General features: G+C 52.8%; 22 protein-coding genes. 9 read left to right on the top strand and 13 right to left on the bottom strand.

Features of this window, described 5'->3' with window-relative positions; genetic code table 11:
* Window positions 1-144 precede the first annotated feature (144 nt).
* On the top strand, window positions 145-885 hold the full coding sequence (locus GFC06_RS16815) for a substrate-binding domain-containing protein (protein WP_101700851.1): 741 nt from the start codon (window positions 145-147) through the stop codon (window positions 883-885).
* Here the strand turns inward: GFC06_RS16815 and GFC06_RS16820 are convergent.
* The 4 genes from GFC06_RS16820 to puuE form a co-directional block, all read right to left on the bottom strand.
* Window positions 854-1,606: an ABC transporter ATP-binding protein gene (locus GFC06_RS16820; RefSeq protein ID WP_153690407.1), complete on the bottom strand. Its 753-nt coding sequence runs from the start codon at window positions 1,604-1,606 to the stop codon at window positions 854-856. The two genes, GFC06_RS16815 and GFC06_RS16820, sit on opposite strands and share 32 nt — an antisense overlap.
* Window positions 1,603-2,607, bottom strand: coding sequence for a FecCD family ABC transporter permease (locus GFC06_RS16825; protein ID WP_047499609.1), 1,005 nt, complete (start codon window positions 2,605-2,607; stop codon window positions 1,603-1,605). The genes GFC06_RS16820 and GFC06_RS16825 overlap by 4 nt, the downstream gene beginning before the upstream one ends.
* Window positions 2,594-3,649 (bottom strand): ABC transporter substrate-binding protein, encoded by a 1,056-nt coding sequence (locus GFC06_RS16830; RefSeq protein ID WP_141875139.1) that lies wholly within the window; start codon window positions 3,647-3,649, stop codon window positions 2,594-2,596. The genes GFC06_RS16825 and GFC06_RS16830 overlap by 14 nt, the downstream gene beginning before the upstream one ends.
* Window positions 3,650-3,824: 175 nt before the next feature.
* Window positions 3,825-5,087 carry a 4-aminobutyrate transaminase gene (gene puuE / locus GFC06_RS16835; RefSeq protein ID WP_153690408.1) on the bottom strand — a complete coding sequence of 421 codons (1,263 nt, stop codon included), beginning with the start codon at window positions 5,085-5,087 and terminating at the stop codon, window positions 3,825-3,827.
* 106 nt (window positions 5,088-5,193) lie between these two features.
* On the opposite strand from puuE, the gene pdxR reads away from it, so the two are divergent.
* A complete protein-coding gene (pdxR, locus tag GFC06_RS16840) occupies window positions 5,194-6,669 on the top strand; it encodes a MocR-like pyridoxine biosynthesis transcription factor PdxR (protein ID WP_153690409.1) in 1,476 nt (491 codons plus the stop codon).
* Window positions 6,670-6,716: 47 nt separating this feature from the next.
* On the opposite strand, the gene GFC06_RS16845 is transcribed toward pdxR, so the two are convergent.
* From GFC06_RS16845 to GFC06_RS16860, 4 genes are all read right to left on the bottom strand, one after another.
* On the bottom strand, window positions 6,717-7,925 hold the full coding sequence (locus tag GFC06_RS16845; protein WP_153690410.1) for a c-type cytochrome: 1,209 nt from the start codon (window positions 7,923-7,925) through the stop codon (window positions 6,717-6,719).
* A 3-nt stretch (window positions 7,926-7,928) separates the two neighbouring features.
* A complete protein-coding gene (locus GFC06_RS16850; protein ID WP_016156387.1) occupies window positions 7,929-9,821 on the bottom strand; it encodes a flavin monoamine oxidase family protein in 1,893 nt (630 codons plus the stop codon).
* A gap of 88 nt (window positions 9,822-9,909) precedes the next feature.
* A complete protein-coding gene (locus GFC06_RS16855; RefSeq protein WP_052733163.1) occupies window positions 9,910-10,383 on the bottom strand; it encodes an ester cyclase in 474 nt (157 codons plus the stop codon).
* A gap of 11 nt (window positions 10,384-10,394) precedes the next feature.
* Window positions 10,395-11,822: a gamma-aminobutyraldehyde dehydrogenase gene (locus tag GFC06_RS16860; protein WP_153690411.1), complete on the bottom strand. Its 1,428-nt coding sequence runs from the start codon at window positions 11,820-11,822 to the stop codon at window positions 10,395-10,397.
* A gap of 314 nt (window positions 11,823-12,136) precedes the next feature.
* On the opposite strand from GFC06_RS16860, the gene GFC06_RS16865 reads away from it, so the two are divergent.
* Both GFC06_RS16865 and GFC06_RS16870 read left to right on the top strand, forming a co-directional pair.
* Window positions 12,137-12,862 carry a FadR/GntR family transcriptional regulator gene (locus GFC06_RS16865; RefSeq protein WP_016156385.1) on the top strand — a complete coding sequence of 242 codons (726 nt, stop codon included), beginning with the start codon at window positions 12,137-12,139 and terminating at the stop codon, window positions 12,860-12,862.
* A gap of 24 nt (window positions 12,863-12,886) precedes the next feature.
* On the top strand, window positions 12,887-13,585 hold the full coding sequence (locus GFC06_RS16870; protein WP_016152932.1) for a cache domain-containing protein: 699 nt from the start codon (window positions 12,887-12,889) through the stop codon (window positions 13,583-13,585).
* Between the two features lie 21 nt (window positions 13,586-13,606).
* Here the strand turns inward: GFC06_RS16870 and GFC06_RS16875 are convergent, their stop codons facing one another.
* The gene (locus GFC06_RS16875; RefSeq protein ID WP_153690412.1) at window positions 13,607-15,088 is read right to left on the bottom strand and encodes an APC family permease; all 1,482 of its coding nucleotides are present in this window, start codon (window positions 15,086-15,088) and stop codon (window positions 13,607-13,609) included.
* Between the two features lie 331 nt (window positions 15,089-15,419).
* Between GFC06_RS16875 and GFC06_RS16880 the strand changes: the two genes are divergently transcribed.
* From GFC06_RS16880 to GFC06_RS16900, 5 genes are all read left to right on the top strand, one after another.
* Window positions 15,420-15,560: a hypothetical protein gene (locus tag GFC06_RS16880; protein ID WP_016152930.1), complete on the top strand. Its 141-nt coding sequence runs from the start codon at window positions 15,420-15,422 to the stop codon at window positions 15,558-15,560.
* 204 nt (window positions 15,561-15,764) lie between these two features.
* Window positions 15,765-16,598: an ABC transporter substrate-binding protein gene (locus GFC06_RS16885; RefSeq protein ID WP_049281875.1), complete on the top strand. Its 834-nt coding sequence runs from the start codon at window positions 15,765-15,767 to the stop codon at window positions 16,596-16,598.
* A 1-nt stretch (window position 16,599) separates the two neighbouring features.
* The gene (locus GFC06_RS16890; protein WP_153690413.1) at window positions 16,600-17,418 is read left to right on the top strand and encodes an amino acid ABC transporter ATP-binding protein; all 819 of its coding nucleotides are present in this window, start codon (window positions 16,600-16,602) and stop codon (window positions 17,416-17,418) included.
* Window positions 17,418-18,203, top strand: coding sequence for an amino acid ABC transporter permease (locus tag GFC06_RS16895; RefSeq protein ID WP_103766245.1), 786 nt, complete (start codon window positions 17,418-17,420; stop codon window positions 18,201-18,203). The genes GFC06_RS16890 and GFC06_RS16895 overlap by 1 nt, the downstream gene beginning before the upstream one ends.
* Window positions 18,193-18,870: an amino acid ABC transporter permease gene (locus tag GFC06_RS16900; protein ID WP_103766244.1), complete on the top strand. Its 678-nt coding sequence runs from the start codon at window positions 18,193-18,195 to the stop codon at window positions 18,868-18,870. Before GFC06_RS16895 ends, GFC06_RS16900 begins: the two co-directional genes overlap by 11 nt.
* A 9-nt stretch (window positions 18,871-18,879) precedes the next feature.
* Here the strand turns inward: GFC06_RS16900 and ydhT are convergent, their stop codons facing one another.
* The 4 genes from ydhT to GFC06_RS16920 form a co-directional block, all read right to left on the bottom strand.
* On the bottom strand, window positions 18,880-19,692 hold the full coding sequence (gene ydhT, locus GFC06_RS16905) for a protein YdhT (protein WP_016156379.1): 813 nt from the start codon (window positions 19,690-19,692) through the stop codon (window positions 18,880-18,882).
* Window positions 19,693-19,695: 3 nt separating this feature from the next.
* On the bottom strand, window positions 19,696-20,481 hold the full coding sequence (gene phsC, locus GFC06_RS16910) for a thiosulfate reductase cytochrome B subunit (RefSeq protein ID WP_016152924.1): 786 nt from the start codon (window positions 20,479-20,481) through the stop codon (window positions 19,696-19,698).
* Window positions 20,478-21,146 (bottom strand): 4Fe-4S dicluster domain-containing protein, encoded by a 669-nt coding sequence (locus GFC06_RS16915; protein ID WP_016152923.1) that lies wholly within the window; start codon window positions 21,144-21,146, stop codon window positions 20,478-20,480. Before GFC06_RS16915 ends, phsC begins: the two co-directional genes overlap by 4 nt.
* Window positions 21,147-21,210: 64 nt before the next feature.
* Window positions 21,211-21,876 carry a YdhW family putative oxidoreductase system protein gene (locus GFC06_RS16920; protein WP_153690414.1) on the bottom strand — a complete coding sequence of 222 codons (666 nt, stop codon included), beginning with the start codon at window positions 21,874-21,876 and terminating at the stop codon, window positions 21,211-21,213.
* Between the last annotated feature and the right edge of the window lie 10 nt (window positions 21,877-21,886).

The following is a 21,886-nucleotide window of genomic DNA, read 5'->3' on the forward strand; positions in this document are numbered from 1 at the left end:
ATTGCCTCCTGTTCGTAACCTTAAGCTTAATCATTACTCCGTATGATGCTGGCACAAAGCGATAGGCCAAAGCCTTCTAAACTCTATGCTCAGCGCGTATCATTTATCCTCTTCGCAAACCTTTTTCGCCAGAGATCGGATACCATGCCCTCTTCCATTATTCTGTTTGCCGCGGGCAGTTTACGCCTGGCATTTGCCCCTTTAATAAGCCAGTTCTCGCGCCATAGCGGAATAGACGTGAAGGTGGAATATGGTCCGGCAGGTTTATTACGCGAGCGTATTGAAGCCGGTGAACCGTGTGCGCTCTTTGCCTCAGCCAATCGGGAGCACCCGCAACGCCTGCTGGCTTTGCAAAAAGCTGTCCTCACGCAGACCTTTAGCTGGAATCAACTGAGTCTGGTCAGCAACCGAAACGGCGCCTGGCTGGATTTGCTCCGCGACCCAACGCTAAGAATAGGTACATCCACGCCCGGCTGCGACCCTTCCGGAGACTATACCTGGGCATTTTTCGACAATATGGATGTACTGGAGCCAGGACTCGGACAACAGCTTCGGGCGCGCGCCATCCCGCTGGTTGGTGGGCGTGATACGGTGAAAATCCCGTCTGGTGAACTGGCGAGCGCCTGGATCCTTCGCCAGGGACTGGCCGATCTGTTTATCGGCTACGCGCATTACGCGAATACGCTGCGCGCCCAACCCGACGTGCATTATGTAGCTATCCCTGATGAGCACAATATTCGCTGCGAATACCAACTGGCGGTGCTCGATGCATCCAACGAGGTGATGGCGCTGGTTAAATTCATGCTCTCCAACGGCGGTCAGGCGTTTCTTACCGCCGCCGGGTTCTTACCTCTTAACGACGAACAGAAAACAGCGGTGCGATAAACGGCGTCGGGTGGTTCTCTACACTGAGTTTTCGCAGCGGTAAGCCATAGGCCAGGAACAGATTCTCTTCCGTCACAATGCTGTCCGTTGGCCCTGCCCGCCATTTTCCTTCGGGGAGCAGCAGCAAAGTATGGGTGGCTATTTGTAACGCATGCAGCGGATCGTGGGTCGAAAAAAGAATGCTGCATCCCTGTAGATGGGCCAGATCGCTGATGAGCTGAAGCACCACCTGCTGATTGGCGAGATCCAGCGCGGAGCACGGCTCATCAAGCAGCAGCGTCTGACACTCCGTCACCAGCGCCCGGGCTATCATCACCAGTTGCTGTTGACCCCCGGAAAGTGAGCTAAACGAGTGGGAAGCAAGCTGGGCAATATTTAACTGCTCCAGCGCCTGGGTCGCTCTTTGTTGATCCTGCTGGCTGGGTTGCGCAAAAAGCTTCACGTGCTGTGCCCGCCCCATCAGCACCACGTCGCTCACCGTATAAGGAAATGGCAGGTGGCAATGCTGCGCCACAATCCCGATCCCGCCGTCAATTTCAATGCTGCCGTCCAAAGCTGGTAGCGTGCCGGTTAGCGTATCGAGCAGCGTACTTTTACCCAGGCCGTTACGTCCCAGCACAGCCCAGATCTCACCTTTCTGGCAACTGAATGTAAGCGGCTCAAATAGCGGCGCGCGATACCCATAGGTAAGCGTATTTACACGCAATGCGGCAGGTTTCATGATGTCCCCCGGCGGCTGGAGCGGATGAGTAAAAAAGCAAACAGCGGCGCGCCGAATAATGCGGTGATGATCCCAAGCGGTATCTCCGCGTGCATCAGGGTACGCGCAATATCATCCACCACAATCATAAAACCGCCTCCCATCCAGAAGGCGCACGGCAGTAGACGACGATGATCAACCCCCACCAGCAAACGCGCCAGATGCGGAATAACCAACCCAACCCAGGCGATACTGCCGCTGACCGCTACCTGAGCGGCAACTAAAAAAGCGCAGCACAGCAAAACGCTGCGTCGCAGAGGAACCACCGCGACGCCTAGCGATCGGGCATCTTTATCATTGAGTGATAACAGGTTTATCCGCCAGCGTAGCTGATACAAAACTGTCGCAGCGATACCGACTGGAATCGCCAACAGCAGAACTTTATGCCAGTTAGCCGTCGCAAAGCTGCCGAGCAGCCAGAACACGATATTGGGTAACGTTTCTTCGGTATCAGCCTGATACTGAATCAGGCTCACCAGCGCGGCAAAAAAACCACTCAAAATGATACCCGACAGGATCAGCACCAGCGTATTCTCCAGCCCCTGCAGCGCAGCAATGGCATACACCAGGACCAGCGCCGTCAGACCGAAGAAAAACGTTGAACCCATCATCAACCACGGCGACAGGCCGAGCAGAATAGCCAGCGTTCCGCCAAAAGCGGCCCCGGACGTCACGCCAATAATATGCGGGTCGACCAGCGGATTATGAAATACCCCTTGCAGCGTCGCGCCACATAACCCCAACGCCCCACCCGCTAGCAGCGCCATCAGAATTCGCGGTAGCCTGACCGTCCAGATAACCTGACCGGCAATCCCTTCAGCGTCGCTATAGTGCATCAGGTGATAAAAGACTTCTCTTAACGACAGCGGATATTGTCCGAGGCACAACGAACCAAGGCCCAGCAACAGGACCGTCGCGATTAAGAGTGGTTGCTGGAGTAAAATGCGCTTACTTAACTGCATCAGGCTGCCAGTTCACACGATAAAAACGCTGATAGTAGTCTTGCGCCTGCGCATCAACATCCACGTCTTTGTAGGCGTCCGGGTACAGTTTTTTGGCCATCCACAGCTCACCAATCGCCAACGCTTCAGGCATCGGATAACCCCAGGCTTTGGCGTACTCAGGCATCAACCAGACGCGATGATTTTTCACCGCATCAATCCCCTGCCAGTTAGGATCGTTTTGGATCTCCGTTACCACCTGCGGGTAGCGATCCTGAACAAAAATTACCTGCGGGTTCCACGCCAATACCTGTTCCATCGCAACCTGACGGGCGCCTTTTACACTGGCAGCCGCCACGTTTAGCCCACCCGCGTGCTGCATCATGAGTCCCGTGTACTTCCCGGAGCCGTAAGTCATCAGGTCGGGGTTAGCCATATAAATACGGACTTTTTGAGCATCCGGGATTTTTGCGACCGGCGCATTGAATTTTGCCCGCGCCGCAAAAACGTAGTCGATCAACGTCTCAGCTTGCGGTTTGCGCCCCACGACGTCCGCAATCAGGCGAATCCCCTGCTTTAACCCTTCGTTGTAGACCTGCTCTTCATCGGCCATGGTCGGGTTCATTTTATTCTGTTGCCCGGCTGCATCCTTGCGCAATGAGATTGCCACGACCGGAATACCGGCGTTCTGAATCTGCTGGATCATCTCCGCTGGCGCATAGTTGGCGACAAAAACCACCTGTGGATGAATCGCCAGTAGGCTTTCAATATTCACGCTGGTGAGATCGCCCGGCGTCGGCAATGTGGCAATTGTCGGCATAAAGCGCGCAAACTCAGGCCCGAGCTGTTTTTTCCAACTCGACATCACGCCAATAATGTCCTGCTGAGCATTAAGCTGGACCAGAATATTCAGCGTCTGGTGTTGCAGCACGACCACTTTGTCGACGTGGTCCGGAATCGTGACCTGACGACCAAGCTGGTCGGTGATCGTACGGTCGGCCTGGGCAGAAAACGCAAACAACATGCTGGCGCATACCAGCACAAAAGAGCGGAAAGTTAACATGGGATACCATCTGGATAGCGGAGTAAAAACGATGTGTATTAAATTATATAACGATATAACAGGCAACCCATTCGCGATAAATACCGCACGACACACGAGGAAGATCAATTTATGCCGACAAAAAAGCCGACGGTGATGACCACCGTCGGCTGTGGGTAACACCAGGACTAACGGATTATTTGGTTGCCGCTTTAATGATATCGAGCGCTTTGGCGAACTGATCCTGCGGGATCGTCAGCGGATAAAGGAAGCGAATAACGTTGCCATACTGACCGCAGGTCAGCAGCAGTAATCCTTGCTCAAGGGCTTTCTTCTGCACGCGTTGTGCGGCGGCTGCGTTGGGTTCTCCCGTCGCTGCATCACAGAATTCAGCGGCGATCATAGAGCCTAAGCCGCGCACTTCGGCCAGTTCAGGACACCCGGTTTTCGCATCAGTTAGAGTGGCGCGCAGTTGTTCGCCAAGAGCTGCCGCACGCTGGCACAGCTGTTCATCACGAATAATATCCAGCACCGCATGAGCTGCCGCAATTGACAGCGGGTTTCCGGCGTAGGTTCCGCCCAGACCACCCGGCGCAGGCGCATCCATAATTTCAGCTTTGCCCACGACGCCAGACAGCGGCATGCCGCCTGCAAGGCTTTTTGCCATAGTCATCAGGTCAGCTTTGTCAGCGTAGTGGTCCATCGCAAACAACTGGCCCGTACGGGCAAACCCGCTTTGCACCTCATCGGCGATCATCACGATGCCATGCTCGTCGCAAATACGGCGGATGGCAGCCACAAACTCCGGCGGCGCCACCACGAAGCCCCCTTCACCCTGGACGGGTTCGAAAATAATCGCCGCGACCTGGGTGGGATCGATATCGGCTTTAAACAGGCGCTCAATCGCTTTGATGGAGTCCGCCGTAGAAATCCCCTGCAACTCGCAAGGATACGGTGCGTGGTAAACGGAGCCAGGGAACGGGCCGAACCCTTTTTTATACGGTGCCACCTTGCCGGTTAACGCCATCGTCATGTAGGTACGCCCATGAAAACCGCCGCCAAAAGCAATAACGCCAGGACGGCCGGTATGTGCGCGCGCAATTTTCACCGCATTTTCGACCGCTTCAGCCCCGGTGGTGAAGAATGTGGTTTTGCGCTTGCCGTCGATTGGCGCAACGGCGTTGATTTTCTCCGCCAAAGACACATAGCTTTCGTACGGGACAATCTGATAAGCCGTATGGGTAAAAGCCTGCAGTTGCGCTTCGACTGCCTGCACCAGGCGAGGATGACGGTGTCCGGTGTTCAGCACGGCAATCCCGGCGGCAAAATCGATGTACTGATTGCCTTCGATATCGGTAATTGTGCTGTTTTCTGCTGACTGGGCATAAAAATCACACATTACACCCACGCCACGCGGGGTGGCATCCAGACGACGTTGTTGCAGGTTTTTATTGTTCATTCTCTACACCTTGTCCATTAATACATTTAGGTTGAATTACCCTTTAAATTTAGACGCCATCTGGTACTTTAATCGAGAGCCAAATCGTTTTATTTTAAGGATCCAAATGCGTTCACTTGCCGGAGATGTGATCAAGCAGGCATTTAGCCAGCAGACCGATGAAAAGCTGCATCGTCGCCTGTATGCCGCCATCTGCAGCTGCATCCTCGAAGGTAGCCTGAAACCGGCTACCCGAATGCCTCCGTCGCGTGACCTGGCAGGCGAACTGACGCTATCGCGCAATACCGTCCTGCGGGTTTACGAGCAATTGCAGGCCGAAGGTTATATTTCCGCGCGCACCAGCAGCGGCACATTTGTCACCGACAGCGTGCTGGACAATCTTGACCTGCGTCCCCACAAAGAGCCCGTTGCCGCCACACTGGAGGATCACACCCGCTTATCTGCCCGCTGCCTTGAGCTGCTGGGCCATGCCAGCGCCAGCCCTCGTCAATGGGGCGCATTTATTCCAGGCGTGCCTGATGTGGAGCATTTCCCTCACCGGGTGCTCAAAAAAATTCAGGATCGGCTGGCGAGGCGCTTGCGCCCGGAGTTTCTCACGTACGATGCCGCAGGCGGCGTGACTGAGCTGAAAGAAGCGCTGGCAGACTATCTGCGCACCGCACGCGGGGTGCGGTGTTCACCGGAGCAAATTCTGATTACTGAAGGTATTCACCAGGCGCTGGATCTGGTGACCCGGACGCTATGCAACCCGGGGGATAACGCATGGATTGAGGAGCCGGGCTACTGGGGAATCAAAAATATTCTGCGCATCAATGCGGTTAACTTTTCGGCGATCCCGGTTGATGAACAAGGTATGGTGCCGCCAGAGGCTGGCGAATCTGCGCCAAAGCTGATTTTTGTGACACCGTCACATCAATATCCGCTCGGTTCGGTAATGAGCCTCAACCGCCGTCGGGCACTTCTCTTTCGCGCACGTGAAACGCGAAGCTGGATAGTGGAAGATGACTACGACAGCGAATTTCGCTTTTCCGGCCAGCCAATTCCATCATTGCAGGGACTGGAAGAAGAGACGCCGGTCATCTATATCGGGACATTCAGTAAAACACTCTATCCCGCACTGCGGCTCGGTTATGTGGTACTGCCCAAACCGCTCGCCGCGCCGCTGAAGAAGGTTCATAACGACCTCTATCGTGGTGGACATTTGCTGATTCAGGCAGCGCTGGCGGAGTTTATCCGCGAGGGTTACTACGCGGCGCACATTCGTAAAATGCGCCAGTTATACAGTCGTCGCCGCCAAACCTTGGTGGAGCTTATCAGCCGCCAGTTGGGCGAGCAGTATCTTGGCTCCTTCAGCAGCAACGCCGGGTTGCATATGATTCTACAGTTGCCCGTCGGGAGCGATGACGTTCTCATTGCCCAACAGGCAAATGCGCAAGGGCTGCTGGTGCGCCCGCTGTCTCGCTATTACGTGAATGAAGAGAAACGCAGCGGCCTGCTGCTGGGATTTGCCAGTATCGAAGAGAATGAAATGGCGTCGGCGTTTACCCGACTGGTGGGTATTATCAGAGTAAACGCCGTTTAAGCACTGCCGGATGGCGCTGCAAGCACCTTGTCCATCCGACATGCTGTTTAATGTGACGCTTTTTTAATTCCTGCCAGGTCCTTCTGGCTTACTTCGCCGTTCCCTTCTCCCCAACTTTTACGCACGTAATTAATCACGTCGCGCATTTCGTTGTCGCTTAACATGCCACCGTAAGCCGGCATCTTAAAGGAGACGCTGCCACGCGTTGTCGGTGTTTCTGCGCCGTGGGCAATCACTCTGAATAGCGGCGTCGGGTCATCAACCATCACCAACGGATTGTTGATCAAAGAAGGTGCGTTATCATCCGTACCTTTCCCCTCCAGACCGTGACAGGTGGAGCAGTAGCGGTTATAGGTCACTTTGCCCGCCTCGGGTGAATTCGACCAGGACACCGTAGTTGCCGCTGCGCGCACCGTTTCAGGCTTCTCGCTTTTCAGGCTCAGCAGATATTGCGCGATCGCCGTGGCATCGTCATCGGTCAGATACTGTGTACTCTGCGTGACGACTTCTGCCATCGAACCTGAAACCGCGGCATGCTTGCTTTTACCGGTCAGCAACAGCGATTTTAATTCCTGCTCAGACATTCCCGTGCCGCGCAGCGAAGGCGCATACCAGCCGTCGATCATCGCGCCGCTCAGGTACTCGGCATCAGCATTGGTATACGCTTTTTCGTTCATCGCCATGCCTCTCGGGGTATGGCAAGAACCGCAGTGTCCGGGACCTTCCACCAGATAAGCGCCCCGTTTTACCAACGCAGTGTTGTCATCCGTTTTCGCACGTTCTACAGCCGTCGCTGGCGCGTCGGTAAACAGCCAGTTCCAGATATGCAGCGGCCAGCGGGCGGAGAGTAGCCACGGAATGGCATTCTCTTTATTGGGCTGCCCAGAGGGGGTGACATCATGCATAAAATAGCGATACAACGCCTGTACATCGTCATCAGAAAGTTTTGCGTAAGAGGGATAAGGCATGGCCGGATATAACGGATGACCATCTTTAGCAATTCCCTGACGTACGGCCTTGTCAAAATCCTCGTATGAGTAATTACCAATACCCTGGGTCTTGTCTGGGGTAATGTTGGTCGAATAAATATCCCCTACCGGAGTAGGAAACTTTTTGCCACCCGCCATCGCCGCCCCCCCTTCGGTGGTATGACAGGCCACACAGTCAGAGATACGGGCGATATATTCGCCATTAGATTCCGCTGCACTCACAGAGGCGGTAAACAAACAGGCGGCAAGAACGGTTACATTACGCATAGATCACCCCATATCCTTGAGTTCATTAACCGCACGCCATGCCTGGTCGATGGCCGTATGGGCATAAGCGCCCCAGTCAGAATCGGAATTAGCGATGGCAATGCGACCAACTGGCTGACGCGCCCGCTCGATAATTTCTGGCATTTTATCCATATCATCGAACAACGCGTTGGCGTAATACGCATAGCCATGCGCCCAGCGGTTAACCGTAATGGCGGAGATATCGCGTTGATTATCAAAGCCCGTTGAGCCAAACATTTCCTGTAACTGGGAGCGAATCATCTCCTCATGCGTCGCAAATGTGGTCCCCAGTAAATACGCTCGCCCCAGACGGAATTGCTCTCTGGCCGACAGATTACTGCCCGGATAAGTAGGCACATAGACCATGTGAATGACCATCGGATCGTCCGGTGAGGCCGGGTGTTGATACCCGCCGATGCTGACCGGATAGTCGAGCTTAATCCGGCTGTATGGTGCCGCCGGAGAGTAAAATTCATGCACGCCAAGCTGTTTGAACGCCTGCCAGTTTTTGACCACCACGTTGGTGTACACCAGCGGTGCCTTCACGTTCAGTTTGAGATCCGCCTGCTGCTGTTCCGGCATCTCAGGCACCAGATACGGGATCATCATGTTATAGCCCGCCATGATGGTGTTTTTACCGCGCACGCGATGCATTTTGCCGTCACGCAGATAGGTCACCACCACGCCATCCTTTGTGTTGGCCGCATTAATCACCGTGCTATTCAGACGCAAGCGCGTGGTGTTTTCCGGCAGATCCAGCTTTTCGTAATGCAGTCTGGCAAGGACAGAGTCTTCCATCGTGTTACCCGGTAGCGCATCCGGCAGCATATACCTGACTAACAGTCGGGCCAGCCCGGCGTTACCGTCAGGGAAATGGTAAACATACGGCTCTTCGAGGTCGGCCAGCGACTCGCCGTCCAACGGCGGTATTCCCAGCGCCTCCATGCCGGGTAATGCGCACGCCCTGGCATCGCTACAGGAAATGCCTTCAATGCCGATGGCGAAGAAGTCATTAGAACGCTGCTGAAAATAGAGCAGCGCCATTTTGCTCAAACCAACTTTTGTGGCCAAAAATTCACTGTAGCTGTGGGTATCCAGCCATTCCATTTTCTCATCGACCGTCATGCCCGGAAGATAATCGCCAGGATGGACGTGCAGGTCGATCAACGCCTTTCGGTCGTGCTCACTTAGCGGAAAATCATTGATAAAGTCTTCAATTTTACGGCCATTGAGCCTGTTCGGCGGGATATCATCAGATACCGCGCGCCCCGGATCGCCGCTGACGATTTTTGTCTCGCCAAAATTCTTTTTGTCGAAGAAAACACCGCGACTGAGCTGCCAGTCGGGGTAGAAGTTTACGTCAAAACTCTCTTTTAACCGCGTGACGCTGACGCCCACGGTTTCCATCAGTTTTTGCACCTCAGGGCTGAAATTGTGCGCGGGCGACTGGAATGCTTCGCTGCCGCCATAGCCGAGTAATTTCTTACCTGAGCTCGTAAATTCGTTACGTTTGGCGTGTCCGCCAAAATCGTCATGGTTATCGAGGATCAGGATCCGGCTATTTTGCCCGGCAAGCTGGCGCCAGAAACAACCGGCAGCCAGCCCGCTAATACCGCCGCCCACAATCACCAGATCATACTCTTCCTCAACGGGCAGAGCGTTTAAATCAAAATGTTTATGCTCGCGGCCTACTGCATGCGCCATTTCAAACGATCCAGGATGATTACCCCGCAGCCCCGTCAGCCCTGGCGGATAATAATTTCCATCTATAAATGCGTTTCCCTTTCCTGCCGCCCTGACCCATTCCAGCGGGGTAAGCCCCGCCGCAATAGTCACCGCGACGCCGTTGAGAAAATCACGTCTGGTAATTGCCATTAACTTTTTTCCTTATTGCTACACACTGCCCTAAATACGACACAAATAAGAGATGTCCCCCTTCATAGTAATAAAGGGGTACAGCCGACTATTTCCCTGGCTTTAACTCTTCATCCAGTTTTTTAGAATCATAATAATCACCCTGCCAGGTGATTTTACCTGCTTTAACATGAATATAGCTGACACCTTCAAATTTTATCGGATTATTTGTCGGCGGACTCCCTGCCCATTCGCCACTATTTTTGCCTGAAAATTCCCAACGAAACGCCACGGTATCTTCGTCGTACACGGGTTTGCCGACCATTTTCCAGCTCAGATCTGGCACCGCCTTAATAAAGGCACCGATAACGTCTTTTTCAGCTTTTTCTCTGCCATTTATCGGTTCGCCAGCGGCGGCATCATAATAGACTGCGTCATCAGCAAGATATTGCGCGGCTCGCGAAGCATCGTGTGCATTCCAGGCCGCCATATACTCTTTAACGGTATTCAGCGATGTGCTTTCTGCCAGGCTATAGCCCGAGAACATCACGAATGAAAGCACCGCTATGTTTAATGTTTTCATCGAAATCCTCTCTATTCAGAAATGTCACACATGATATGTTTCACCCGAGTATATTCTTCGAGCGAATAGGATGAGAGATCTTTGCCATAACCCGATTTTTTGAACCCGCCGTGCGGCATTTCGGCGCACAGAGGAATGTGATTGTTGATCCACACGGTGCCAAAATCGAGGTCAATGCTGAAGCGCTGTGCGCGACCATGGTTACTGGTCCAGACGCTGGCGGCCAGACCATATTCCACATCATTCGCTTTGTGTAGACCCTCTTCATCAGTCGAAAACGGCTGAATAGTCATTACCGGTCCAAATACTTCATGCTGAATAGCTTCGTCATGTTGATGCAATCCGGAGACGATCGTCGGCTCAAAATAGAAGCCCGGACCTGGCCCGGCACGCCCACCCGTTTCAATTTTTGCATGTGCCGGTAAACGCGCAATAAAGCCTTTCACCTGCTCCAGTTGGTTTTTACTGTTCAATGCGCCATATAGCGCAGCCTGATCCGCTGGCGGTCCAAATTTAATACTCTTCGTTTTCTGAACCAGCTTTTCCAGGAATTCAGCGTAGATGGATTGTTCGACCAGAATACGCGTAGCCGCCGTGCAATCCTGGCCAGCATTGAAGAAACCTGCCGTGGTGATCGTCGCGATCGCCTTGTCCATATCTGCATCAGCAAACACCACCGCAGGCGCTTTCCCGCCCAATTCCAGATGCGCCTTGGTCAGGTTCGCCGCTGCCGAAGCCGCAACCTGTAGGCCCGCGCGGACCGAACCGGTAATCGAAACCAGTGAGGCCTTCTGGTTTGAAACCACCAGCGAACCGGTGCTGGCTTTACCTAATACGACGTTAAACGCCCCTCTTGGGAACAACGGCGCGGCCAGTTCAGCCAACAGCAGCGTGCTGACCGGCGTGGTGTCGCTGGGTTTTAATACGACCGTATTGCCTGCTGCCAGCGCTGGCGCAATCTTCCATACCGCCATCATGAACGGGTAGTTCCATGGCGTGACTTGGCCAACGATACCCAGCGGTTCACGGCGGATAGTCGAGGTAAACCCAGCGGAATATTCCCCTGCCGCTTTCCCTTCAAGACAGCGCGCCGCACCGGCAAAAAAACGGATGGCATCGCAGGATGCCGCGATCTCTTCCTTCTCAATAAAATGGCGAAGCTGACCAGTCTCCTGACTCTGCGCGTTCACCAGCCGCTCAACGTTTCGTTCAATCTCATCTGCCAGCTGCAATAACGCCTTTTGCCGCTGTGCCGGTGTCGATTTTCGCCAGATGCTAAACGCCGCCTCCGCCGCCGAGTAGGCCTGCTCCACCTCTTCCGCATTGGCGTTGGGTGATAATGCGTACGTTTCGCCGTCGACCGGACTCACCAGTTCGAAGGTATCTTCGCTACGACCTGCTACATATTGCCCATTAATAAAATGCTTCAGGGTTTTCATGTCTGTCTCCTGTCTGTTAATACATAAAGAATCTTATGTAATATATATATTGTAAAATATTTTCAAATGCGCAACATTGACACTATGATAAGCCTCGCATTTTTAACTTAATTTTTACATTTTCGAGATAAGGCTTTTCATCGTGAGCCAACGCGTTTGCTCAGCTCATCATGAGGTTATCGGGACACACATCCGCTTGTGCAGTGACATTGCGCATAGGCATGTAAAATAACTCGGCCATTCTTACCTTCCTTGCCTGACGGGCATGTGTTAAAAATGGTCGTTGTTTCAGGGAATTGAGTGCAGAAAAGATTATGATTACTCACGCGGTCATATTTGCGCCTATCGGGCAGGTCAGTCGTTCAGACCAGATAGTGCAGCGCCTGTCAAACGCCATTATCACGGGGTTGCTGGAGCCAAAAGAACAGCTCCCCAACGAAACTGATTTGGCAAAGATGATGGGTGTCTCACATATCACTATCAGAGAAGCGCTAAACACGCTTCGGGCTAATAATCTTATCCATACGGTTCGTGGTCGTAATGGCGGGAGCTTCGTTTGCGAAAATATTGATGGCAAAAACAGCGCCCTGCATCCGTTCAAAGCGATCAGTACGGATTATCTTTCTGACCTGGGCGAAATGCATTGCGCCATTATCAGCCATAGCGCAAGGCTGGCTTCCAGACGGATGACCGGCGCGGATATCGCCAAATTTCGCGAGTTTGTTGAGGTGCTCAGCAAGGCAAACTCACCAGAGCTTATGACCCAGGCCGATATGCGCTGTCTACTGGCGATAGCTGCCAGTTCACATTCCGCGCGACTGGCCAATCAGGAGCTGCAGGTCCAGGCTGAATGGGCATCGCTGGTGGCGATACTTTATCGCGCAGACAACATTCATGCCGAAATTATTGCGCTTTACTCGGCACTGGCCGATGCGCTGGCGGCTCACAACGAGGCAGAATCCGTGCAGCTTGCCACACGGATCATCGACACGTTTACCTATTACCTTATTGAAAAAAAGCTGAAATATAACTCGAACTGACAATCAGTGAAGGCAGGACAGACAATGAGCTCTTCGACATCCTTAAGCGCATTAATTCGTAAGATTGATGATATTACCGCCTCTACCGTAGATTCTACCGTTGCGCTGGCGAGGAGCATCCATGAGGCGATTTCCGGGGTGCAAAAGGCCTCAGCAGAAGTTGTCCTCGATCCATCGGTGAGATCTACCGTTCAGCAACACATCAAGCGCACCCTCAGTAACAATCATTACTGTTCAGGGGCCGGGTTCGCCAGCCATATTGAGAGCACTGCCACCACAAAAGAGTATTGGCTGCTGGAATGGTGGTATAAGAAAGATAATGGTTTGAGTCAGGCGCACCTCGATTTAGATCAGGCCACCCAGCAACGTCTGGATTTCAGAACCTTCGAGTGGTTTAAGCACTCACCTCCGGCAGGAAAAGCCTATATCCACGGTCCCTACGTCGACTATATCTGCAATATTTCCTACACCCTGACCTCGGCAGTGCCGATCTACTACAACGATCAGTTTCTTGGCGTTGCCGCCGTCGATCTGCTGGTCAGTCAGATAGAGGCCGAACTGCTCTCCTGCGCTCATCCTGACTATGTCATTCTGACCAATCTGGAAAACAGAATTATCTTTTCCAGTTGGCCACGTTTTCGCGTGGGTGAATTACTCTCTCCCGCAAACAGTACCGTTGTTTATCAGAGCGACTACTTTATCCTTTATCACTATCAAAACTAAGGGCCCGAAGGCCCTTAGTTTTTAGTTATCCTGCCCCATATTCAGCTTGTTAGCGTAGGCAATGGCGTCGTTTTCCGGTGCCGCAGAGCGACCAAACGGTCGGGTCAGGAACATATAGATAAGCCCGGAGCCAACGACAATCGCCAGGCCGAACAGTACCGTCCAACGATCGATGAAATCGCTGCTGTCTGCCGGTTGCGCCAACAACCAGATCCCACACAATCCATAGGCTAGCGCCAGCACGTTCACAATCACGCCCCAACCGCCAATGGTCCACTCCCCGGCCGGTTTCCAGCCTTTCAGGCGCTGGCGCAGTGCGGCAAGCACAACCATCTGGAACGAGATATAAATACCGATGACGGCAAACGCGGTAATACGCGACAGATTGTCTGGCTGGAAATAGACCCAAACGCAGATGATGACTGGCAGCAGACAGCTAACAACCATGGCATTATCCGGAACACCATTTTTAGAGATCTTTGACATCCACTCACTTCCCGGCAGCATTCTGTCGCGGGAGAAAGAAAAGATAAGACGGCTTAACGCAGCCTGCAGAGACAAAATGCACGACAGCATCGCCACAATCGCGACGATGATAAAGATAGTTGCGCCAGTTTCACCAAGTGCTTCATTAAGGATGGCCGGAATGGGATCAGACGTTTTGCCATTCACGATACTGACCAGATTTGGTGAAGCCAGGAGATATCCCATGACGGAAATAATCGCCGAAATCGCACCAAATACGATGCTCAAAATCATCGCAACCGGGATCTTTTTACTTGGATTCTGTACCTCTTCCGCAACGTTACCGCAGGCCTCAAAGCCAAAGAACATAAACAGTCCCATCAGCGCGGCAGACATAAATGCGGTGGAATAGCTGCCGTCATGCGCCAGCACGCCCATCGAATCAAAAATTACGGAGAATGGCTGCGAACGGTGGAATATCAGCAGATAAATTCCCAGCGCAATCACGCTAACGATTTCACACCAGAAGCCAATTTTTGCGACCCGAGCCAGATTTTTAGTCCCGGACATATTAACAGCCATCATCAAAAGCAGCAGCAGGACGGAAGTCGCCAACATAGTGGCTGGCGTCTGACCATAGTGGAAGAGCGACTCAACAAATGTTGAAGTATATTCCGCGATTGACGTAATGGTGACCACCAGTGCCCACAGGTAAATCCAGGCAGCGATCCACGCATATTTCTTGCCCCATAACCTTCTGGCCCAGGGATAAAGCCCGCCGGTTATCGGATACTGGGAAGCCACCTCACCAAACACCAACGCCACTAAAAATTGTCCACATGCGACGATTAAAATCCACCAGACTGCGGGCGGCCCCGCCAGCGTTACGGCCAGTGCAAACAGCGAATAGACGGCGGTAAGCGGCGAAAGGTAGGTAAAACCCAACGCAAAGTTTGAAATAAGACCGATCGAGCGATTGAACTGTTCTTTGCCATCTTTTTGAAAATTATCGTTTTTCTTATCAGGTGTCTGTTCCATATAGCTTTCTCTTTTGTGGAATAGTCGCAGGGTTGAACAATTAATGTATAAAAGATATTAAGTTATATGTATAGTGATTTTGTCGCTAATTTGTTAAAAATGATCGCGCATCACGTTAATGAAAAAGTGGAAGTAGAACAGTCGAGGGCACAAGTATTTTTCGGTATTTCCGCTTCACGGTTCTTTAGCAATTGCGAACTGTTGGCCAATTGGCGGATAAACAGGCACCCCGAATTGAGTTCGACGCTAAGTAGCAAGAATCGCTGCTGTTAAGCAACATTTTTGCAATATAATAATGTGATGTTAAACGCTGAACCTGAGCAGGTGAATGATGGAAATTGATCTCGATAATCTGGTCTTTGATGGACTGGAAGAAGCGCAAGAGCGTAATGCTGAACGTCTGGAAGATGCTGACAAGAAAGCGCAGGACATTATTGCTGATAATGACTGCGGCGACGCCTGTAAAATCTGATTTCCAAACCGGCGCAATGCCGGTTTTTTTACCGCCAGACTATGCCCCTCCTCTTATCTACATTTCCCATTGCGTTTACCCATTGTTAACACCGCTTTCACTAATAACATTTTGTAAATAGATAAGAATTTTTTCTTATTTTGTCCTGAACGTAAGTTATGGGAGCGTAAAAAGCACAAACCAAAAACGACAGGGATTTACATCATGATGGCAACGAAAACTTATCGCGCTAAAAAAACACTGCTGGCACTCGGCGTGCTGCTGGCCACCGGCATTGCCGCCTCGCAGGCTCAGGCTGACCAACTGGCCGATATCAAAGCCGCAGGCATAGTAAAAGTTGCGACATTCGACGCGAATCCACCGTTTGGCTCCGTCGATGCCAAAACGCATAAGATTGTCGGCTATGACGTTGATTTTGCTGAAGCGCTGGCAAAATCCCTCGGCGTAAAACTGGAACTGGTAGCGACTAATCCGGCAAACCGCATTCCGTTATTACAATCCGGTAAAGCCGATTTAATCGTGGCGGATATCACGATTACGCCTGAGCGGGCGCAGGTCATTGACTTCTCCGTCCCCTATTTTGTTACCGGGCAGCAGTTCCTGGTACCGGCCAAATCCCCGGACCAGCTCGATGCATACAGCAAAGCGCGAATCGGTGCGGTGAAAGGCACTACCGGTGAGCAGGCGCTACATCAGCGCTTCCCGCAGTCACGTGTGCTGGCCTACGACGATATTCCACTGGCGTTAACCGCGCTACGCAATGGCAATGTTCAGGCCATCACCCAGGACAGTACGATTCTGGCCGGTCTATTAAGCGGTGCGCCGGATAAAGCAGATTTCAAAATTCTGCCTGACCTGTTGAGCAAAGAAGAGATTGGCGTGGGAGTGAAAAAAGGTGAGCCAGCGCTGTTAAAAGCCGTCAATGATGAGCTTTTGAGGCTGGAATCTACCGGGCAGGCGGCAAAAATTTATGATGTCTGGTTTGGCCCTGAAACCAAAAATCCGCAACCCCGCGCCTTTAAAATAGAAGCGAAGTAATATGCTCTCAGCCCTGTTTCATCGTTGTGCAGTTTCCGCGGCGGATTTTACCCATTTGCGCCAGGCAAGCGTCGAACTGCGCAATGTCATCAAACAGTTTGACACTCATACCGTACTTAACGGCGTCAGCCTGTCAGTTGAACCCGGTGAAGTGGTGACTATTCTGGGCCCTTCTGGCTCGGGAAAATCCACGCTTATACGCCTTATCAACCAGCTTGAGTCGCTCAGCGGTGGCGAGATTTTCATTGATGACAAACCAATTAGTCAGTTGCGCGGGGCAGCATTACGCCAGTTACGCAGCCGTATCGGTTTCGTTTTTCAGCAATTCAATCTCTATTCGCATCTGACAGCGCATCAGAACATCTCGCTGGCGCTGGAATATGTTCACGGCTGGAACAAGGCGGCAGCCGCGCGTCGGGCACTCGAATTGCTGGATCAGGTGGGACTGGCAGAAAAAGCGAGCGCTTATGCCGCACAGTTGTCCGGAGGGCAGCAACAGCGCGTGGCCATCGCCCGCGCGCTGGCCTCATCGCCACAAATCCTTCTGTTTGATGAACCCACCTCCGCGCTGGATCCAGAAATGATCGGCGAAGTATTACAGGTGATGAAAAACCTGGCCCACAGCGGTATCACCATGCTCGTTGTGACCCATGAAATGCATTTTGCCCGTGAGATTGCCGATCGCGTGGTATTCATCGATGGCGGAGAAATTCTTGAAGTGGCCGCGCCGGAGGATTTTTTCACCCGGCCACAGCACCCGAGAACCCGGCGTTTCCTGAAAAAAGTGCTCGACCCGTTACACCAGGAGTCATCGCTATAATGCTTGCAATGGACTGGCAGGGAGTGCTGAGCGGGCAACCTCTGCAATGGATAATTTCCGGTTTTCTCACCACGCTCTGGGTGACACTGGCAGGTGTCGTACTCGCCACGCTCATTGCCATCTTCCTACTCGGCCTGCGTCTGACGGGCCATCGCTTCAACAAAGCGGTGGTCAGTGTATGGGTTTCGGTGTTTCGCAACACGCCTTTACTGGTGCAACTGATGTTCTGGTATTTTGCCGCATGGAACTGGCTGCCCCGCAACGTCATTACCTTCATCAATGCAGAGCATCCCTGGTCTATTCTGCCAGGCGATGTCTGGTGGTTAACACCAGAGTTTATCTGTTCAGCATGGGGGCTGGGCGTATTTACCTCGGCATTTTTGGTCGAGGAGATCGCCTCTGGTTTACAGGCGGTTTCTGCCGGACAACGTGAGGCTGCCGTGGCGCAGGGTTTTTCATCCTGGGCGACGTTTCGTCACATTCTGCTTCCTCAGGGACTGGCGAACGCCTGGCAACCCATTGTTGGGCAATACCTTAACCTGATGAAACTTTCCTCGCTTGCCAGCGGTATTGGATTTGCTGAGCTCACCTACCAGGTGCGGCAAATTGAGAGCTACAACGCGCACGCGCTGGAAGCCTTTGCTGTTGGCACTGCGCTCTATCTGCTCACCGGCATCGTTCTGGGTATGCTGCTTACGCGTCTTGGCCCACGGCCTGCATCGGGTAAATCGTCAAAGGTTAAAACGCGTATCTTCAGCGTCAGGAGCATACTGCATGATCGCTAATATTTCGATCATTACCGACAATCTTGATTATCTCATGTGGGGACGGGTGGCCCAGGGACAACCCGGCGGCGTTCTGCTCACGTTGTTGATGGCTCTCGGCGCGGCGCTGCTGGCCTTGCCTGGTGGGATAGTTCTTGCCTGCTGCGCCTGGCGTTTTCCAGGCACGGTTCGCAACGGGTTGTTTATCTGGGCGGAGTTTATTCGCGGCATTCCGCTAATCTTTGTGATTTTCTGGATGTGGTATTTGCTACCCATGCTGACCGGAAGCGATCTCCCCGGAGCCGTTACCGTGACGCTGGCGCTGGCATGGTTCACCGCCGCCTCGGTCATGCACTCAGTGTATGCAGGAATTAGCGTGCTGCCTGGCGGGCAATATGATGCTGCCGTGGTTCAGGGTTTTCGCCCGTATCAGGCCCTGTGGCTTATCTTATTGCCGCAGGTGCTGCGTAACGTACTGCCATCGCTGACGGGGATTTTTATTGGATTACTGAAGGACACGTCGCTGGCGTTTATCGTTAACGTGCCGGAACTCACAACGGTTGCGGGTCAGGTTAACAGCCGGGTACAAATCTATCCGGCAGCCATTTTTATCTTTACCGGACTGGTCTATTACCTGCTGTGCCTGAGCCTGGAGAAAATCACCCAACGCCGCTTCGCGTTAAAATGAGATCACGGCTCAACATTCCACAAACTGGTGGTCTTCGTTGAGCCGATATTTCACGCCCGCCCGGATGTTATTTTCCCCCTCAACGGCAAGCGCAAAACGCATTCTCTCGCCATCGTGATAGGCCAGCGCCGCGCAGCCGCCGGGACCGAGTATTATCGAATCGACAACACCGGTACTGGCAACAACGGCGTTCTCTCCGCTGGCAATAATGTGGATGTTGTCGGCGCAGTTGGCGATTTTAGACTCTGCGCCAAAACAGGCCAACTGGGTTAAATCACCACCGCAGGCAATCCGATTTCTGTCGCCGAGCGAACTGATGCGTACGCGCATGCCGGTACTGGCGATACGCGTCCCGTCACCCACGCTACTGATACGTGCCGAATTTCCCGCAACCGCAATTCGCCCGCGATCGCCTGAACTGCCGATATGCGCGTTATAGCCTACGCTACCAATACGTGCGCTGTAACCTGCGCTGGCGATCTGTGCGGCATACCCGGCGCTGGTGATTTTAACGTTATCGCCTGCACAACTGAATCGGGCATTATCTTCCGCACTCGCCAGCGGAGGGCTGATTTCCCCCGCCGTTTGCACACGGGAAATATTCCCCATCGCGCGAATATCCTGCTGGGCAAAACTCGCCTCTTCCCGCCATTTTGACCAGCCGTATTCCACCAGACTATTTGCCCAGTCTGTATACCCTTCCCGCTGGAGCGCACGATGGACATCAGCATAGCTTCCGCCAGTTGGAAACGCGCGTAGAAACCAGCGATACATTACGGGCCCAACGCGCCAGGCCCGTAAGTCACTTCGCGTAATCATCATCGCTTAATGCCGGTGATAGCCATCCACCATACACTTGAAAGTTTCGCCCGGCGTACGACCTGTCGTGCAGAGATAAAGATGCCCAAAAATGAAAAACAGACTGATTATTGCCAGCGCGAAGTGCGCCTGGAGCAACCAGTAACGCACGCCGGGGAACAGGTCACCGACAACCGTCGGATAGAGCGATAACAACCCTGAAATCAGCAGCAGTGGCAGTAAGCCATACATCACGCCAACATAGGCCGCCTGCTGTAGCGGGTTGAATTTAGAACGCTTTGATGCCGGGAATGGGTGTGACTCGCCCTGCATAATGCCAAACAGGTAAAAACGCGTTTGTCTTTGCGCTCGTCCGATCCAGCCCTGACGTTGAATAATATAGTGATGCCCGTTGCCGCCAATCAGATTGATCAGGACAAAGCCAATCCAGCAGGCGAGCAGCAAAAAGCCGCAGACCTCATGCACGGTAAGCAGGCTTTTCATCACCGACGCACTGACGACGGAGAAGTGATTGACCAGGCCACTGACCAGAAGTAGCAGAAATAGCAGCGCATTCGACCAGTGCCACAAACGAACGGCCTTCGAGTATAAATAGACTTTCTCACCATGCCCTGCCGACGCTTTATGCGCGGCCCGAAAGCGCAGCATGGCGTGTAGCGCCAGCACCAGCCACATCCCCACCAGCATTAACCCGGCGATGACCAACCACACAGGCCAGTAGTCCGGTGAAAACAGGGGAACATACTGCGCAAGCTGGGCGTGAAACTGTTCGGCATTCTGCGACGCGTTCATACATTTTCCTTTTTAATCAAATGTTGACCGAACCGACGATACAGATGGGGTTTCCCGGCGCCTGCAAGTTGATGCTCGTAATACTTATTTTCTCTCAACCAGGTCTGAATTTCCGGGCTATCTTCGCGACCAAAAATCAGCGCATGTTCCGGGCAGGCGTTAACACAGATCGGCGGGAAACCTTTCGCCAGACGAGATTCAGCGCAGAAGTCGCATTTATCCGCCACTTTGGTCTGCGGGTTGAGATAACGCACCTGATAAGGACACGCGCCAATACAGTAACTGCAGCCGATACAGGAAGACGTGTCTACCCGCACAATGCCGTTGTCATCTCGCCATGAGGCGCCGGTCGGACACACCTCAATACAGGGGGCATCATCACAGTGCTGGCAGGACTGACGGAAGTAGTGATACAGCGTTTCGTTGTCGTTGTCCGAAACCGGAATATGAGCTATCGACAAACGGCTACCCTGCGCAGGAACATGATTGGTTTTCCTGCATGCGCGGGCGCAGATATTACATCCGTTACACAGTGATTCATCGTGAATCATGACGTAATGTACGTCTTTAGAACTCCTGGTACTCGCTAACAGATTTTGACCTGGGCCAGTGAAAAAAATCACCGTCCCCATGCCAATGACAAATTTTCGTCGGGTGAAGGACATCGGGTTATCCTCTAATACTGTGACAGTGGTCGTCCACACGTTCCATGACATCAACCTGAATAATTCAGGGGTTCTGATACTGCTCAACCTCAAGCCATTCGCACAGGCCGTACGCTTTGCCATAACTCATAAAACGTTCGCTGAACAAATAAGGCTCCGCATTTGACGATTCCACAGTCCGTATATCTGCATAATCGGGATGCGTTTCCATGGCCGTGAGCGCAGCGGCAATCTGTTGAGACTCAAAGCGATACGGCGGTTGCGTCAACATGGCGACCTTATAAGGGCGAGGATACGTTCGACAGTCGAAGCGTACCGCCTCGGCAATAGCACGGCAGATGTCGTTTTCCACCACCTGCACACACATGTCGGCGTAATTTGCCGTCATGGTTTGCGTCGAATAGAAATATGCTTCTTCCGCACCCTGCACACAGGTGATATCCGCACCATTCGCGTCCTGGCCCAGCACATCCAGCAGCGCGGAAAGATCGGTTTCAGGAACCGAATAAGGCGGCAGCAAAAAGACACTGCGCGCCACCAGTTGCCCCGATGCTGAATGCTGACGGATAAAATCTGCCACAATCAACTCCGGGCTGGCTGGTTCCTGAACCTGGGGCACATTCATCTGTTCTACAGGCGGGTGAAACGCCTGCAGCCACTGTCTCTTTCGGCTATCCACTTCGTCAGGAAACGCCTCAACGGGGGTCAGAACGTCGCTCACGTTAGTCATCTCGCATTCC

Source organism: Citrobacter braakii, from assembly GCF_009648935.1.
Classification (GTDB): domain Bacteria; phylum Pseudomonadota; class Gammaproteobacteria; order Enterobacterales; family Enterobacteriaceae; genus Citrobacter; species Citrobacter braakii.